Origin of the sequence: Vibrio sp. A1-b2, assembly GCF_021726015.1 — a bacterium.
GTDB classification, from domain to species: Bacteria; Pseudomonadota; Gammaproteobacteria; order Enterobacterales; family Vibrionaceae; genus Vibrio; species Vibrio diazotrophicus.
The window spans coordinates 63445-79579 of the sequence record NZ_JAKKCI010000015.1; the positions used below are offsets into that span (position 1 = coordinate 63445).

The window sequence follows — 16135 nt, forward strand, 5'->3', positions numbered from 1 at the left end:
TACTAAGTCCATATAGAGGGGTAGCTGTTGTGAATATGAACGCAACTCTGCTAGGTCAAGCTCTGTCTTTCGCACTATTTGTGTGGTTCTGCATGAAGTATGTATGGCCGCCAATCATGCAAGCGATTGAAGAACGTCAGAAGAAAATTGCTGATGGTTTGCAAGCCGCTGAGCGTGCAAAAAAAGACTTAGATCTAGCACAAGCCAACGCTTCCGATTCTTTGAAAGAAGCGAAGCGCACAGCAACAGAGGTCATCGAGCAAGCGAACAAACGCAAAGCTCAAATTCTAGATGAAGCACGTGAGGAAGCTCAGGCAGAGCGCCAGAAAATCCTTGCTCAAGCAGAATCTGAAGTTGAAGCTGAACGTAATCGTGCCCGAGATGAGCTGCGCAAACAAGTTGCAACTCTGGCAATTGCTGGTGCTGAGAAGATTCTTGAGCGTTCTATCGATAAAGATGCGCATAAAGATATTCTCGACAACATTACTGCAAAACTTTAAGTCTGGGGGCGCGAATGTCTAATTTGACTACTATTGCTCGCCCCTACGCTAAAGCAGCTTTTGACTTTGCGGTAGAAAAGCAACAACTAACTCAGTGGAGTGAGATGTTAGCTTTCGCTGCCGAAGTTACAAATAACGAGCAAATACATGAACTGTTAACCAGTTCTGCTTCTGCTGAGAAACTTGCAGAAATTTTTATCGCAATTTGTGGCGAACAGTTTGATGAATTTGGCCAAAACCTAATTAAGGTGATGGCTGAGAATGGCCGTTTAAGAGCTATTCCTGATGTTTTTGAGCAATTCGTTGCTCTTAAGAAAGAGTATGAGAAGAATATCGATGTTGAAGTAATTTCAGCAACCGAACTTTCTGAACAACAACTTTCAGATATCAGTAGCAAACTGGAGCAGCGTCTAGAACGTAAAGTTCAGCTGAATTGCAGTGTAGATGAGACCTTACTTGGTGGGGTCGTAATTCGAGCCGGAGATCTTGTCATCGATAACTCAGCGCGTGGTCGTTTGAACCGCCTGAGCGATGCCTTGCAATCTTGATGGGGATTGGAGCATGCAACTTAATTCCACGGAAATTAGCGATCTAATTAAACAACGTATTGAATCTTTCAACGTTGTTAGTGAAGCTCGCAATGAAGGTACTATCGTATCGGTAAGCGATGGTATTATCCGTATTCATGGCCTTGCGGACGTGATGCAGGGTGAAATGATTGAATTACCGGGTGGCCGTTATGCACTAGCACTTAACCTTGAGCGTGACTCAGTAGGTGCGGTTGTAATGGGACCTTATGCTGACCTTAAGGAAGGCATGAAAGTTACAGGTACTGGTCGTATTCTTGAAGTACCAGTTGGTCCAGAACTTCTAGGTCGCGTAGTGAACACACTAGGTGAGCCTATTGATGGTAAAGGTCCTATCGAAGCAAAATTAACTTCGCCTGTAGAAGTGATTGCACCGGGTGTAATCGATCGTAAATCGGTAGATCAACCTGTACAAACTGGTTATAAGTCAGTTGACGCAATGATCCCGATCGGTCGTGGTCAGCGTGAACTTATCATCGGTGACCGTCAGACTGGTAAAACAGCAATGGCGATCGATGCAATCATTAACCAGAAAAACTCTGGTATTTTCTCAATCTACGTAGCAATCGGTCAGAAAGCATCGACTATCGCTAACGTAGTACGCAAACTAGAAGAGCATGGCGCACTAGCGAACACTATTGTTGTTGTAGCATCTGCTTCTGAATCTGCAGCGCTACAATACCTAGCGCCTTACGCAGGTTGTGCGATGGGTGAATACTTCCGTGATCGCGGTGAAGATGCACTGATTGTTTATGATGATCTATCTAAACAAGCAGTTGCTTACCGTCAGATCTCTCTACTACTAAAACGCCCACCAGGCCGTGAAGCTTTCCCAGGTGACGTATTCTACCTCCACTCTCGTCTACTAGAGCGTGCTGCTCGTGTAAACGAAGTGTATGTAGAACGTTTCACTAATGGTGAAGTGAAAGGTAAGACAGGTTCTTTGACTGCTCTACCTATCATCGAAACGCAAGCTGGTGACGTTTCAGCATTCGTACCGACAAACGTAATCTCGATTACCGACGGTCAGATCTTCCTACAAACTGAGCTATTCAACGCGGGTGTTCGCCCAGCTGTTGACCCAGGTATCTCAGTATCTCGTGTAGGTGGTGCTGCGCAGACGAAAATCATCAAGAAACTATCAGGTGGTATCCGTACAGCACTAGCTGCATACCGCGAACTAGCGGCTTTCGCTCAGTTCTCTTCTGATCTTGATGAAGCGACTAAGCGTCAGTTAGACCACGGTCAAAAAGTTACTGAGCTAATGAAGCAGAAACAATATGCTCCAATGTCAGTATTTGACCAAGCACTAACTATCTATGCTGCAGAGCGTGGTTACCTAAATGATGTAGAACTGTCAAAAGTTCTAGATTTTGAGGCGGCTCTACTATCGTATGCTCGCGCTCAGTACGCAGATTTTGCAGCTGAGATCGACAAGACGGGTGCTTACAACGATGAGATCGAAGCTCAGTTGAAGAAACTGACCGACGATTTTAAAGCAACCCAAACTTGGTAATAAGTCGGTGGCAGATTCTGCCACCAACTAATGGAGAGTAACGATGGCCGGCGCAAAAGAGATACGTAATAAAATCGGTAGTGTTAAAAGCACTCAGAAAATTACGAAAGCGATGGAAATGGTAGCAGCTTCAAAAATGCGTCGCTCTCAAGACGCAATGGAAGCTTCTCGTCCATACGCTGAAACAATGCGTAAAGTGATCGGTCATGTGGCTAACGCAAACCTAGAGTACCGTCATCCGTACCTAGCAGAGCGTGAAGCTAAACGTGTTGGTTATATCATCGTTTCTACAGATCGTGGCTTGTGTGGCGGCTTGAACATTAACGTGTTCAAAAAAGCTGTAACTGATATGCAAGCTTGGAAAGCAAAAGGTGCTGATATTGAGCTAGCGGTAATTGGCTCAAAAGCAACGGCTTTCTTTAACAACAGTGGCGCAAAAGTCGTCGCTCAGGTTTCTGGTCTAGGTGATGCACCTAGCTTGGAAGACCTGATCGGTTCTGTTGGCGTAATGTTGAAAAAATACGATGAAGGTGAATTGGACCGCTTATATGTCGTTTACAACGAGTTTGTAAACACTATGGTTCAGCAACCAACGATCGATCAATTGCTACCTTTGCCTAAATCGGAAAGCGAAGAGATGCAGCGTCCGCATTCATGGGACTACATCTATGAGCCTGAACCAAAGCCTCTACTGGATACGCTTCTTGTGCGTTACGTAGAATCTCAGGTTTATCAAGGTGTAGTTGAGAACCTTGCTTGTGAGCAAGCGGCTCGAATGATCGCGATGAAGGCTGCAACTGATAACGCAACCAACTTGATTGAAGATTTAGAACTTGTGTACAACAAAGCCCGTCAGGCTGCGATTACACAAGAACTATCAGAAATCGTTTCTGGTGCGGCAGCGGTTTAAGCTTAGGTAAAACAAACAGTTTAGAGGATTAACGATGGCTACAGGTAAGATCGTACAGATCATTGGTGCGGTAGTCGACGTAGAGTTCCCACAGAGCGAAGTACCTAGTGTTTACGATGCTCTGAATGTTGTGGATTCTAAAGAGCGTCTAGTTCTTGAAGTTCAACAACAGCTTGGCGGTGGCGTTATTCGCGCAATCGTTATGGGTAGCTCTGATGGTTTACGTCGCGGTTTGGTAGTTGAAAACACTGGCGCTCCAATCTCAGTACCAGTAGGTACTAAGACACTAGGTCGTATCATGAACGTGCTTGGTGATGCGATTGATGAGCGTGGTGAAATCGGTGCGGAAGAGCTTTACTCTATCCACCGTGCAGCGCCAAGCTACGAAGAGCAATCAAACGAGACAGCTCTTCTAGAAACAGGTGTAAAAGTAATCGACTTGATTTGTCCATTCGCTAAGGGTGGTAAAATCGGTCTATTCGGTGGTGCAGGTGTAGGTAAGACCGTTAACATGATGGAGCTTATCAACAACATCGCACTACAACACTCTGGTCTATCAGTATTCGCGGGTGTTGGTGAACGTACTCGTGAAGGTAACGACTTCTACTACGAGATGCAGGAAGCAGGCGTTGTAAACATCGCTGAACCTGAAAAATCTAAAGTAGCAATGGTTTACGGTCAGATGAACGAGCCACCAGGTAACCGTCTACGTGTTGCACTGACTGGTCTAACAATGGCTGAGCGCTTCCGTGATGAAGGCCGTGATGTACTGTTGTTTATCGATAACATCTATCGTTACACACTTGCAGGTACTGAAGTATCAGCACTTCTAGGTCGTATGCCTTCAGCGGTAGGTTACCAGCCAACTCTTGCTGAAGAAATGGGTGTTCTTCAAGAACGTATCACTTCAACTCGTCAAGGTTCTATCACGTCTGTACAGGCGGTATACGTACCTGCGGATGACTTGACTGACCCATCACCAGCAACAACGTTTGCGCACTTAGATGCAACAGTTGTACTTAACCGTAACATCGCAGCTATGGGTCTATACCCAGCGATCGACCCACTAGATTCGACTTCACGTCAGCTAGACCCATTGGTTGTTGGTCAAGAGCACTATGATGTTGCGCGTGGTGTTCAGCAAACGCTTCAGCGTTACAAAGAGCTAAAAGACATCATTGCGATCCTAGGTATGGACGAGCTTTCTGAATCAGATAAGCAAGTTGTATCTCGTGCACGTAAGATTGAGCGTTTCCTAACTCAGCCTTACCACGTAGCGGAAGTATTTACTGGTGACCCTGGTGTATACGTTCCACTTAAAGAAACACTACGTGGCTTTAAAGGTCTACTAGCTGGTGACTACGACGACATTCCAGAGCAAGCGTTTATGTACTGCGGTACTATCGACGAAGCTATCGAGAATGCGAAGAAGCTATAAGGCTAACTAGGAGGCGATATGGCAGCAATAACCTTTCATCTAGACGTTGTGAGCGCAGAGAAGAAAATTTTCTCAGGTCGTGTTGAAACGTTTCAGGTGACCGGTAGCGAAGGTGAACTTGGTATTTTCCATGGTCACACACCGCTGCTGACCGCTATTAAGCCTGGTATGGTGCGTATAGTGAAACAACACGGCCACGAAGAAATTATTTATGTTTCTGGTGGTATTGTTGAAATTCAACCGGGTACAGCTACTGTACTGGCTGACACAGCAATTCGTGGTGAAGATCTAGATACAGCCAAGGCTCAAGAAGCCAAACGTCGCGCTGAGGAGAAAATTCAGAATCAGCATGGCGATATGGACTTCGCGCAAGCGGCCAGTGAACTGGCTAAAGCCATTGCTCAGCTACGAGTAATTGAGCTGACTAAGAAACGTCGTTAATTTTATTAACACGTTTCATGAAAAGGCGACCATTGGTCGCCTTTTTTGCTTTATTTTTAATAGAAATTTACCGCAAAGAATTAACACCCTCTCCGTAAGCCGCTAAAATGCTCTCAGTCGTTACCTCAACAAATAGGTTCAACATGAAATTTAGCGCCGTAATTTTGGCCGCGGGTAAAGGTACTCGCATGAATTCCAACATGCCAAAAGTCCTTCACTCCCTTGCTGGTAAGCCGATGGTCAAACATGTGATCGATACGTGTAATAGCTTAGGCGCTCAGAATATCCACTTGGTTTATGGCCATGGTGGTGATCAAATGCAACATGCGCTGGCTGAAGAAAAGGTTAATTGGGTGCTGCAAGCGGAGCAACTGGGTACTGGTCATGCAGTTGATCAGGCATCAGCGCAATTTCAGGATGATGAGAAGATCCTCGTTTTATACGGTGATGTTCCATTGATCTCTGAGGAAACTCTCGAAAGTTTGTTAGATGCTCAACCAAACGATGGTATTGCGTTATTAACAGTGGTGCTTAAAAACCCGACGGGTTACGGACGTATCGTACGTAAGAACGGCCCTGTAGTGGCGATCGTTGAACAGAAAGACGCAACCGAAGAGCAAAAGCTGATCAAAGAGATTAACACTGGTGTGATGGTTGCGACTGGTCGTGATCTAAAGCGCTGGTTGTCAGGTTTGAACAACAACAATGCTCAGGGTGAATACTACCTTACAGACGTTATTGCTGCTGCACATGAAGAAGGGCGCGCGGTTGAAGCTGTACATCCAGTGAGTTCAATTGAGGTTGAAGGGGTAAATGACCGTATTCAACTGGCTCGTTTAGAGCGTGCATTCCAAGCTCGTCAAGCAAGTAAACTGTTAGAACAAGGCGTAATGCTACGCGACCCAGCTCGTTTTGATCTGCGTGGTGAATTGCAATGCGGTATGGACGTAGAAATTGACGTTAACGTTATTATCGAAGGTACGGTTTCTATCGGTGATAACGTGGTTATCGGTGCGGGCTGTATCCTGAAAGACTGTGAAATCGATGACAATACCGTTATTCGTCCATACAGCGTGATTGAAGGCGCGAGTGTAGGTGAAGACTGTACTGTAGGTCCATTTACTCGTCTTCGTCCAGGTGCAGATCTACGTAATGATGCTCACGTTGGTAACTTCGTGGAAGTTAAGAACGCTCGTATCGGTGAAGGTTCTAAAGCTAACCACTTAACTTACATTGGTGATGCAGAAATTGGTCAGCGTGTAAACGTAGGTGCAGGTGTGATTACTTGTAACTATGACGGTGTGAACAAGCACAAAACCATTATTGGTGATGATGTGTTTGTCGGCTCTGACTGTCAGCTGGTGGCTCCTGTTATTATCGCAAACGGTGCAACAATCGGTGCAGGCACGACATTAACGAAAGATGTCGCAGAAGGTGAGTTAGTAATCACTCGCGCTAAAGAGAAGAAAATTGCTGGCTGGCAACGCCCAGTTAAGAAAAAGTAATCTAAGTGCTCTGTTATAAAATAGCCCCCAATTATGGGGGCTATTTTTTTACGGATTATTCATCACTGACAACACGCGAATTATCAGGTGTTGTGAAATGTTGTGATAGCTGTTTATTGGAAACAACGAATCCGAACCACAATCCTGCCGTACAAATAATAATTGCGATGCCTATGACCATTTGTGCTTGGCTTGCCATTGAGGCAACCAGAGCACTAGAAAGGCTGCTGATACAGATTTGTAGACTGTTTTGTAACCCTGCAGCAGTTGCTGGTGCTTGTTTGGCATTAGCTAAGGCTCGATTGACCACTATTGGGTACAAAGCACCATTGGCAACGGCGATCAAACAGAATGGAGTCAGAATTGGCCAAATGGATCCTAACTGCCATTGTGATGCGATAAAAATCAACAATGACGCGACGCTGAATAAGCCGATCAAATGACGCAGTACTCTCTCATCGCCAAATTTTTTCACTGCTACCTTGCCTAAATAACCCCCTAGCATGAAGGCAACCGTTTGTGGGATGAAGTTTAAACCAATATCTTTTGTGCTATAGCCTAACTGAGCCATGATTTCCGGCATACCTGTTAAGTAAGCGAAGAAAGCCGCTGATGCCGTAGCGTATATCAGCACATTGCCAAGATAAGCTTTTGAAGCGAGCAGTGCTTTTATATCAGCAGCTATGCTGGTCTGTTTTATCTCCGCCTTTTTATTATCTTGTGCCATTGTTGCTGTAATCAGTGCCATGCCGATGACCGTGAGTGCAACGAAGATACTCGGCCAGCCAAAGCTTTCTGCTAGCAAAACCCCTAGTTGAGGTGCTAGAGCAGGAGAGAGCGCGACCAACGGCATAATCGTGGCAAAAATCTGTTGGCTTTGGTTTGAATATCGCTGAATAACCATGGCTTGCCAGATTACTGCTGGAGCACAGACACCGATCGCTTGGATAAAGCGTAGGGTCAACAGTTGCCAAACCTGATCGGCGAACGCGAGCCCTAAGGATGCGATGGTGAAAAGTACTAAGCCTGCCGCAAGCGTATTACGATGGCCAAACTTATCTGAGGCAAGGCCCCATATCAATTGACCGATAGCCATCCCGACCAAGAATATCGTTAGAGACAAGGCTATTTGTTCAGGTCCGGTAGCAAAGTCGATTTCCATCGCTTTAAAGGCCGGTAAGTACATGTCGGTGGCTATAAAGCCGAGCATAGACAGAGTTGCAAGATAGAAGAGTTGTAATTTTGATATTTTCATTTTAACCAATCAAATATTTTAATTAATGTTCCGTGAATATCAGTTGGCGCCAACCCCTATTTATTTACCGTGCTATTCTATTTTTCGTTACTAGGAAAATGAAACGATAAAATTATTAGTTATCGTTCAAAAAATTTGAAAGGTATATGTGTGTACTCTAAATCTTCGTTGGAAATGTTGGATGCGGTCGCTCGATTAGGCAGTTTTACCGCTGCGGCAGAGCTGTTGCACAAAGTTCCTTCAGCCATCAGCTACGGTGTTCGGCAAGTGGAACAAGAACTCGATGTGGTTCTCTTTCGCCGTTTACCTCGTAAAGTAGAACTGACTCCGGCTGGTGAGCTATTTATTGCTCAGGCCCGTTTGCTCTTGAGGCAGATGGAGGAGATCAATGCGCAAACTCGCCGAGCGGCTCATGGCTGGCAATCCACACTCAAGCTGACTTTAGATAATGTGGTGAAACTCGATAAGCTTAAATCTCTGGTGGAAGATTTTTATCAACAGTTTGAGTTTGCAGAGCTACAAATTAACATGGAAGTATTTAACGGTTCATGGGAAGCGATAGCTCAAGAGAGGGCGGATATTGTGATTGGTGCTACCTCGGCAGTTCCTGTTGGCGGAGACTTTGAGGTAAGAGATATGGGCGAGTTGAAATGGACATTTGTGATGTCTCCTGATCATCCGTGTGCACAACAGGAAGATTTGAGTGAAGCCTTTGTGAGCCAGTTTCCAGCGATTTGTCTTGATGATACCTCTAGTGTTTTACCTAAAAGACATACGGGACATTATCCTCAACAGCGTCGATTATTATTGCCTAACTGGTATAGCGCTATAGAGTGCCTGAAAAAGGGAATTGGTGTGGGATATATGCCACGTCATATTGCACTGCCATTGTTCGAACAAGGCTTGTTGGTAGAAAAAACATTACCCGATCAACAACCATTAAGTCAGTGCTGCCTAGTATGGCGTAAAGATGAGAATCACCGTTTGATTGAGTGGATGGTGAATTATTTGGGTTCGAGCGAACAACTTAACCAAGATTGGTTAAAAGCGGATTAAGAAAAATGCCAGCATGAGCTGGCATTATTTTCTGGCTTTAAAACCACCAGAATAGCTGATGGCCTTTTACTTTTAACTAATTTATGGACGTTCGAAAATCGTCGCAATACCTTGGCCTAAACCAATACACATGGTTGCCAAGCCGTATTTTGCTTGTTTTGCTTCCATAAGGTTTATCAACGTCGTTGAGATCCGAGTTCCTGAACAACCTAATGGGTGGCCTAATGCAATTGCACCACCATTTAGGTTTACTTTGTCATCCATCTTATCCAATAAACCTAAGTCTTTTGCACAAGGTAGAGACTGAGCAGCAAAGGCTTCGTTCAGTTCAATCACATCAATGTCTTCCATTGATAGACCAGCGCGTTTCAGTGCTTTGTGAGTAGCAGGAACAGGTCCATAACCCATGATAGAAGGATCGCAACCGGCAATCGCCATCGATTTTACTTTGGCACGGATAGTAAGTCCTAACTCCAGCGCTTTTGCTTCACTCATGATCAGCATGGCAGATGCACCGTCAGACAGCGCAGAAGAAGAACCCGCAGTTACCGTACCATTGACTGGGTCAAAGGCAGGTCGAAGAGCAGATAAGCCTTCAACAGTGGTTTCTGGGCGGATTACTTCGTCGTAATCGAGAGTGAATAGAGTGCCGTCTTCCGCATGAGCTTCTGTTGGAAGAATTTCATTTTTGAATCTTCCTTCAACAGTTGCAGCGTACGCTCTTTGGTGTGAACGTGCGGCAAACGCATCTTGTTGTTCACGGCCAATACCATGTACTTTGCCCAGCATTTCAGCAGTTAAACCCATCATGCCTGCTGCCTTTGCAACGTTCTTTGATAAACCTGGGTGGAAATCCACACCATGGTTCATCGGTACGTGTCCCATGTGCTCAACACCACCTACTAGGCAGATCTCTGCATCACCAACCATGATAGAACGAGTGGCATCGTGAAGAGCCTGCATAGAAGAACCACAGAGACGGTTAACTGTAACAGCACCAATTTCAATTGGCAGGCCTGCCAGTAGCGCTGCGTTACGCGCAACGTTGAAGCCTTGCTCTAAGGTTTGTTGCACACAGCCCCAGTAGATATCTTCAATGTCGTGTGGGTTTACTTGTGGGTTTCTAGCCAGAATCCCTTTCATCAAATGAGCTGACAGATCTTCCGCTCTCTGATGGCGAAACGCCCCGCCTTTGGAACGTCCCATAGGGGTACGAAGGCAATCAACAATCACTACATTATTCATTTTGTTATTCCTTTTCCAAAGTGATTTGCTTTGAGACGGTTTGGTGTGAGCCAGCCTGTTGTGAACCGTAGAAGGTTTCACCTTTCTCAGCCATATCTATCAGGCGTTGAGGTACTTCATAAACCGCACCTAAATGCTGATGTTTTTTCGCCATTTCTAGGTAAGTACTTAGACCAATACTATCTAGGTAACGGAACACACCACCACGGAATGGAGGGAAACCTAAGCCATAAACTAGAGCCATATCAGCTTCCTGAGGTGAAGCAATGATGTTCTCTTCTAAACAAAGCACTACTTCATTGATCATAGGAATCATCATGCGTTCAATAATGGTTTGGTCATCAAACTCGGCAGAAGCACCACACACGGTTTGAAGCAGTGTAAGAACACTGTTATCAAAGGCTTTCTTAGGCTTACCTTTTTTATCAACAGTGTACTGGTAGAAACCACTACCATTTTTCTGACCGTATTTCTGAGCTTCAAACAGGGCGCTGATCGCGTCAGGGCCTTCTTTAGCCATACGAGTAGGGAAGCCTTGTGCCATCACTTCTTGTGCATGGTGAGCAGTATCTAAACCAACCACATCCAACAAGTATGCAGGGCCCATTGGCCAACCGAATTGACGTTCCATCACTTTATCGATGTGAGTGAAATCACCTCCATCACGCATCAACAAGCTAAAGCCCGCAAAGTATGGGAACAAAACACGGTTTACGAAGAATCCTGGGCAGTCATTAACCACGATTGGCGATTTGCCCATTTTCGCAGCGTAAGCGACAACACGATTGATGGTGTCTTCAGAAGTGTGTTCACCACGGATAATTTCAACCAGCGGCATACGGTGTACTGGGTTGAAGAAGTGCATACCACAGAAGTTTTCTGGGCGCTTAAGCGATTTCGCCAGTAAGTTAATTGGAATAGTCGAGGTATTTGACGTGATGACGGTGTCTGCTGAAACTTGTTGTTCCACTTCGCTCAGAACGGCCGCTTTCACTTTTGGATTCTCAACCACAGCTTCAACAATAACGTCGGATTGCTCTATACCTGCATAATGCAGGGTTGGTGAAATAGAAGCGATCACAGACGCCATCTTAAAACCATCGATCTTGCCACGCTCAAGTTGTTTATTTAGCAACTTAGACGCTTCCGTCATCCCCAAATCAAGAGACGACTGAGCGATGTCTTTCATGGTAACCGGAACGCCTTTTGACGCGGATTGGTAAGCAATACCACCACCCATAATACCTGCGCCTAAAACAGCTGCTCGCTGAGTATCTTTCGATGCAGATTTCGCAGATTTTTTTGCAAGCCCTTTAATGTATTGGTCATTCAGGAAGATACCTACAAGCGCTTGCGCCTCTTGAGATTTCGCTAGGGTGATAAAGTGTTTACGCTCAATATCCAAAGCGGCATCGCGCTCGCAGTTTGCTGCTTGTTCGATAGTTTTGACGGCGGTCATTGGCGCTGGGTAATGAGTACCCGCAACCTGAGCGACTAAACCTTTCGCCATGGTAAAGCTCATCATCGCTTCAATCTTGCTTAATGTCAGCGCTGAGGTTTTTTGCTTACGTCGTGCTTGCCAGTCAATCTTCTCATTCATGGCTTGAGTTAGTGTCGCGATAGCAGATTCTTCGAGCTTGTCGCTTTCAACAATGGCATCGAGTAAGCCTAGTTTTAGTGCCTCTTCAGCTTTACACGCTTTACCTTGAGTGATGATTTCCATCGCGCTGTCTGCGCCGATGATTCTTGGCAGGCGAACCGTGCCACCAAAACCGGGCATAATACCGAGTTTAGTTTCTGGTAAACCGATGCTGGTGGTTTTATCACCAATGCGGAAGTCGGTAGCAAGTACACACTCACATCCGCCGCCAAGAGTGAACCCTCTTAACGCAGAGAGTGTTGGTACCGATAAATCTTCCAGCTTGTTAAATATGCTGTTTGCAAAAACGAGCCACGTATTTAGCTCTGCTTCTGGTTTTGCAAATAGTCCTAAAAACTCAGTAATGTCGGCACCGACAATAAATGAGTCTTTATTCGTTGTGAGCACAACACCTTTTAAACCTTGATGAGTTTGGAGAGCATCAAGAGCCTCGTTTAGAGAATTAAGAGTGCTGAGGTCGAGCTTGTTTACAGAGTGCGGTGAGCAGAAGCTTATCTCTGCAATACCGTTCTCTAATTCCTTTACCTGTAGGGTTTCGGCTTGGTAAATCATTGTCTATCTCCTTGACATACAACCGAAGGATTGTGTGTGAGAGTTTTTGTTGTATTTAGTTTCTGGTGTGACCAGTAATTTCAGTTTGAACGGCAGAATGTTTAATTTCAATACATTTTTTAAACAAGTGTTTAACATTGTGTGCTAATACCAATCCTGAGCACATTTTTAGGGCTCGTGATACACTTGGTCATCTTTATGATTTTGTGAAAAATATGAACGTTCGACCCTATTTAATCCCCAATGAGCCGGTTATCTTCGAAGAAGAAATAAAAAAGAGCCTGTTTATTACATATCTTGCACATACGCCTAGTACTGATGCAGCCAAAGCGTTTGTGGAGCAAATAAAGCAGAAACATCCTGATGCGAGACATAACTGCTGGGGATTTGTCGCGGGTAGGCCTGAAGATTCGATGCTTTGGGGATTTAGTGATGACGGCGAGCCGTCAGGAACAGCGGGTAAGCCGATATTGGCTCAGTTATCTGGTTCTGGCGTAGGTGAAATCACGGCTGTAGTCACGCGTTACTATGGCGGTGTTCGTCTTGGAACTGGTGGTTTAGTTAAGGCGTACGGTGGTGGTGTGCAACAAGCTCTTAAGCTGCTTCAAACTATTGAGAAAAAAATCACCACAAATTTGCACCTAAGTTTAGACTACGGCCTAGTTCCGCTGGCGCAGTCTATTATTAAGCAGTTCGACGGAACAGAAGTTGACGCTCAATACGGTTCAAACGTGGAATTGGATGTGGAGCTGGAAGTTCTTCATGTTGAAGATTTCACCCAAACTATCATTAATCGAAGCGGTGCAAAAATTATTGTCACCGATTTAAACAATATATAGGAACTAAGAAGCCCGGCTTCATTTTGTCTATCAATGCAATTTCGTTCAATTATCCGGATTGTCGGGCTGCTGCTCGCGATATTTAGCTCTACAATGCTAGCTCCAGCGCTGGTCGCTTTGATCTATCGCGATGGTGCGGGTGTGCCATTTGTCACTACTTTCTTTGCATTGCTGTTTTTTGGCGCGGTACTTTGGTTTCCTAACCGTCACCATCGGCATGAACTAAAATCCCGAGACGGTTTTCTTATTGTTGTACTTTTTTGGACGGTAATCGGTAGCGCTGGGGCGATGCCTTTTTTGCTATCTGATAACCCGGACCTATCAGTCACTAATGCTTTTTTTGAATCATTCTCTGCATTAACCACCACGGGGGCGACAGTCATAGTTGGCCTTGATGAATTACCTAAGGCGATTCTATTTTATCGTCAGTTCCTACAGTGGTTTGGTGGTATGGGTATCATCGTATTAGCTGTCGCTATCCTACCTGTGTTGGGTATCGGTGGTATGCAGTTGTATCGAGCTGAAGTTCCCGGGCCTGTAAAAGATACGAAAGTAACCCCTCGTATTGCAGAGACGGCAAAAGCGTTATGGTATATCTACCTTAGTTTGACCATTCTATGTGCTACATCGTTCTGGTTGGCTGGCATGACGGTTTTCGATGCGATCTGCCACAGTTTTTCAACTATCGCTATCGGTGGGTTCTCAACCCATGACGCGAGTATGGGATATTTTGATAGCTATGCGATTAACCTGATTACTGTAGTATTCCTGTTAATCTCTGCGTGTAACTACACCTTGCATTATGCTGTTTGGGCAACGGGCGGTGTGCATCCAAAATATTATTGGCGTGACCCTGAGTTTCGAGCATTCGTTGCGATACAAGTCATTCTGTTTGTCGTCTGTTTCTTAATGCTATTGCAGCACCATACCTATGACTCTCTCTATGATGCGTTTGATCAGGCGATATTCCAGACGGTATCAATTTCTACAACGGCGGGATTTACCACAACAGGATTCTCAGAGTGGCCTCTGTTCTTACCTGTGCTTCTACTGTTCTCGTCTTTTATTGGTGGTTGTGCGGGCTCAACCGGTGGCGGTATGAAAGTGATTCGCGTGTTATTGCTTACATTGCAAGGTGCCCGTGAAATGAAACGTCTAGTGCACCCGAGAGCAATCTACCCAATTAAGCTAGGCGACAGTGCGTTATCACAACGTGTTGTCGATGCGGTATGGGGATTCTTCTCTGCTTATGCATTAGTGTTTGTGGTTTGTATGCTTGCAGTGATCGCAACAGGAATGGATGAACTCAGCGCGTTCTCCGCCGTTGCTGCCACTTTAAACAATTTAGGACCTGGGCTCGGAGAGGTTTCTGTCCACTTTGCTGACATTAATGATAGTGCCAAGTGGGTGCTTATTGTCTCCATGTTGTTCGGTCGTCTAGAAATATTTACTTTATTAATTTTGTTAACGCCTACGTTTTGGCGTAGCTAGGGTTACAAAGTAGGGATATAGCGTGAAAGCACTTCTTTTATATTCGACCCGCGAAGGTCAGACAAAAAAAATCATGCACCACATTGCGCAGCAGTTACAAGGTTATGAATGTCAGTTTGTTGACCTGCATGAGTGCCATACAATGGATTTAACGCAATATGACAAAGTGTTGATTGGTGCTTCTATACGCTATGGAAAATTAAATGCGAAGTTGTATCAATTTATCGATGCCCACATAAAACAGTTAGAACAAGTAAAAGCAGGCTTTTATTGTGTCAATCTGACTGCTCGTAAAGTGGAGCAGGGTAAAGATACTCCTGAAGGAAGCGTTTATATAAAAACGTTTCTAAAGAAATCACCTTGGCAGCCTTCATTGATAGGTGTGTTTGCTGGAGCGCTTTATTACCCACGTTATCGCCCAATAGATAGAATGATGATTCGTTTCATTATGAAATTGACCGGTGGTGAAACGGATACAACGAAAGAAGTTGAATATACAGACTGGGAAAAAGTGTCTTTATTCGCCAAAAAGTTTGAACAATTGTAAAGAAAACAGGCAAAAAGGAGCCTTGCTGGCTCTTTTTTGTTCGAACGATAAAAAACTTCAAAAACTTTGCTAAAAAACTATTGCCAATTCCGATCATCTCCCTATAATGCCGCCTCGCTGACACGGGAACAGTTCATAAGAAATGTAACCAGTTAGCCGGTTTATTAACTAGCATCAATTAACGATGAAAAAGTTTTAAAAAAGTGTTTGACACTTAAACTTAACTAGCTAAAATAGCCGTCCGTTTTGAGAGGAATGCCTTTAAAAACGTAGCTCTTTAACAATTTAAACCTATCAATCTGTGTGGGCACTCGTTGATGAAAATCAAAGTTAAGTCTTTGTTCTCGTAACAAAGCAACTTAGGTTTCAATGAACTGAGTGACCAATACAAATAACTTCGGTTATTTGGCACAGTCAATTCATTACCATTCTGTTGGAATGGTAATAGCTTTAAAATTACTTCTTGCTTTCGAGTAAGAGCAGTTTTGAAGTCAGTATTCGTTGAGCCGACAAAATCTTAAATTGAAGAGTTTGATCATGGCTCAGATTGAACGCTGGCGGCAGGCCTAACACATGCAAGTCGAGCGGCAGCA

General features: G+C 44.7%; 14 protein-coding genes and 1 rRNA gene. 12 read left to right on the plus strand and 3 right to left on the minus strand.

The window, feature by feature from the left end:
* Positions 1-29: 29 nt before the first annotated feature.
* The 7 genes from atpF to glmU all read left to right on the plus strand — a co-directional run bounded on the left by atpF (position 30) and on the right by glmU (position 6897).
* A complete protein-coding gene (gene atpF / locus L3V23_RS20250) occupies positions 30-500 on the plus strand; it encodes a F0F1 ATP synthase subunit B (protein WP_042489550.1) in 471 nt (156 codons plus the stop codon).
* A 14-nt stretch (positions 501-514) separates the two neighbouring features.
* On the plus strand, positions 515-1048 hold the full coding sequence (gene atpH, locus L3V23_RS20255) for a F0F1 ATP synthase subunit delta (protein WP_042489553.1): 534 nt from the start codon (positions 515-517) through the stop codon (positions 1046-1048).
* A gap of 13 nt (positions 1049-1061) precedes the next feature.
* Positions 1062-2603: a F0F1 ATP synthase subunit alpha gene (gene atpA / locus L3V23_RS20260; RefSeq protein ID WP_102955604.1), complete on the plus strand. Its 1542-nt coding sequence runs from the start codon at positions 1062-1064 to the stop codon at positions 2601-2603.
* Between the two features lie 43 nt (positions 2604-2646).
* Positions 2647-3513, plus strand: coding sequence for a F0F1 ATP synthase subunit gamma (gene atpG, locus L3V23_RS20265; protein WP_042489558.1), 867 nt, complete (start codon positions 2647-2649; stop codon positions 3511-3513).
* 34 nt (positions 3514-3547) lie between these two features.
* Positions 3548-4951, plus strand: coding sequence for a F0F1 ATP synthase subunit beta (atpD, locus tag L3V23_RS20270; protein WP_102955605.1), 1404 nt, complete (start codon positions 3548-3550; stop codon positions 4949-4951).
* Between the two features lie 18 nt (positions 4952-4969).
* Complete coding sequence (locus L3V23_RS20275; RefSeq protein ID WP_042489563.1) at positions 4970-5392, plus strand: F0F1 ATP synthase subunit epsilon; 423 nt, start codon at positions 4970-4972, stop codon at positions 5390-5392.
* Positions 5393-5535: 143 nt separating this feature from the next.
* Positions 5536-6897: a bifunctional UDP-N-acetylglucosamine diphosphorylase/glucosamine-1-phosphate N-acetyltransferase GlmU gene (glmU, locus tag L3V23_RS20280; protein ID WP_237292837.1), complete on the plus strand. Its 1362-nt coding sequence runs from the start codon at positions 5536-5538 to the stop codon at positions 6895-6897.
* Positions 6898-6952: 55 nt separating this feature from the next.
* Here glmU and punC read toward each other — a convergent pair whose 3' ends face one another.
* Positions 6953-8152 carry a purine nucleoside transporter PunC gene (gene punC / locus L3V23_RS20285; RefSeq protein ID WP_237292838.1) on the minus strand — a complete coding sequence of 400 codons (1200 nt, stop codon included), beginning with the start codon at positions 8150-8152 and terminating at the stop codon, positions 6953-6955.
* 150 nt (positions 8153-8302) lie between these two features.
* On the opposite strand from punC, the gene punR reads away from it, so the two are divergent.
* Positions 8303-9208 (plus strand): DNA-binding transcriptional activator PunR, encoded by a 906-nt coding sequence (punR, locus tag L3V23_RS20290; RefSeq protein WP_237292840.1) that lies wholly within the window; start codon positions 8303-8305, stop codon positions 9206-9208.
* A gap of 81 nt (positions 9209-9289) precedes the next feature.
* Here the strand turns inward: punR and fadA are convergent, their stop codons facing one another.
* Both fadA and fadB read right to left on the minus strand, forming a co-directional pair.
* Positions 9290-10453 carry an acetyl-CoA C-acyltransferase FadA gene (fadA, locus tag L3V23_RS20295; RefSeq protein WP_237292842.1) on the minus strand — a complete coding sequence of 388 codons (1164 nt, stop codon included), beginning with the start codon at positions 10451-10453 and terminating at the stop codon, positions 9290-9292.
* 4 nt (positions 10454-10457) lie between these two features.
* Positions 10458-12665: a fatty acid oxidation complex subunit alpha FadB gene (gene fadB / locus L3V23_RS20300; RefSeq protein ID WP_237292844.1), complete on the minus strand. Its 2208-nt coding sequence runs from the start codon at positions 12663-12665 to the stop codon at positions 10458-10460.
* A gap of 215 nt (positions 12666-12880) precedes the next feature.
* On the opposite strand from fadB, the gene L3V23_RS20305 reads away from it, so the two are divergent.
* The 4 genes from L3V23_RS20305 to L3V23_RS20320 all read left to right on the plus strand — a co-directional run.
* Positions 12881-13504 (plus strand): YigZ family protein, encoded by a 624-nt coding sequence (locus tag L3V23_RS20305; RefSeq protein WP_237292846.1) that lies wholly within the window; start codon positions 12881-12883, stop codon positions 13502-13504.
* Between the two features lie 33 nt (positions 13505-13537).
* Positions 13538-14995 (plus strand): TrkH family potassium uptake protein, encoded by a 1458-nt coding sequence (locus L3V23_RS20310; protein ID WP_237292848.1) that lies wholly within the window; start codon positions 13538-13540, stop codon positions 14993-14995.
* A gap of 22 nt (positions 14996-15017) precedes the next feature.
* Complete coding sequence (hemG, locus tag L3V23_RS20315) at positions 15018-15542, plus strand: menaquinone-dependent protoporphyrinogen IX dehydrogenase (protein ID WP_346656172.1); 525 nt, start codon at positions 15018-15020, stop codon at positions 15540-15542.
* Between the two features lie 519 nt (positions 15543-16061).
* A 16S ribosomal RNA gene (locus tag L3V23_RS20320) occupies positions 16062-16135 on the plus strand; the annotation flags it as partial.

Bases quoted from the DNA above. Each gene is read 5' to 3' on its own strand.
- atpA (WP_102955604.1), top strand. From the start codon at position 1,062: ATGCAACTTAATTCCACGGAAATTAGCGATCTAATTAAACAACGTATT.
- atpD (WP_102955605.1), top strand. From the start codon at position 3,548: ATGGCTACAGGTAAGATCGTACAGATCATTGGTGCGGTAGTCGACGTA.
- glmU (WP_237292837.1), top strand. From the start codon at position 5,536: ATGAAATTTAGCGCCGTAATTTTGGCCGCGGGTAAAGGTACTCGCATG.
- atpH (WP_042489553.1), top strand. From the start codon at position 515: ATGTCTAATTTGACTACTATTGCTCGCCCCTACGCTAAAGCAGCTTTT.
- fadB (WP_237292844.1), bottom strand. From the start codon at position 12,665: ATGATTTACCAAGCCGAAACCCTACAGGTAAAGGAATTAGAGAACGGT.
- L3V23_RS20275 (WP_042489563.1), top strand. From the start codon at position 4,970: ATGGCAGCAATAACCTTTCATCTAGACGTTGTGAGCGCAGAGAAGAAA.
- atpG (WP_042489558.1), top strand. From the start codon at position 2,647: ATGGCCGGCGCAAAAGAGATACGTAATAAAATCGGTAGTGTTAAAAGC.
- fadA (WP_237292842.1), bottom strand. From the start codon at position 10,453: ATGAATAATGTAGTGATTGTTGATTGCCTTCGTACCCCTATGGGACGT.
- punC (WP_237292838.1), bottom strand. From the start codon at position 8,152: ATGAAAATATCAAAATTACAACTCTTCTATCTTGCAACTCTGTCTATG.
- L3V23_RS20310 (WP_237292848.1), top strand. From the start codon at position 13,538: ATGCAATTTCGTTCAATTATCCGGATTGTCGGGCTGCTGCTCGCGATA.
- L3V23_RS20305 (WP_237292846.1), top strand. From the start codon at position 12,881: ATGAACGTTCGACCCTATTTAATCCCCAATGAGCCGGTTATCTTCGAA.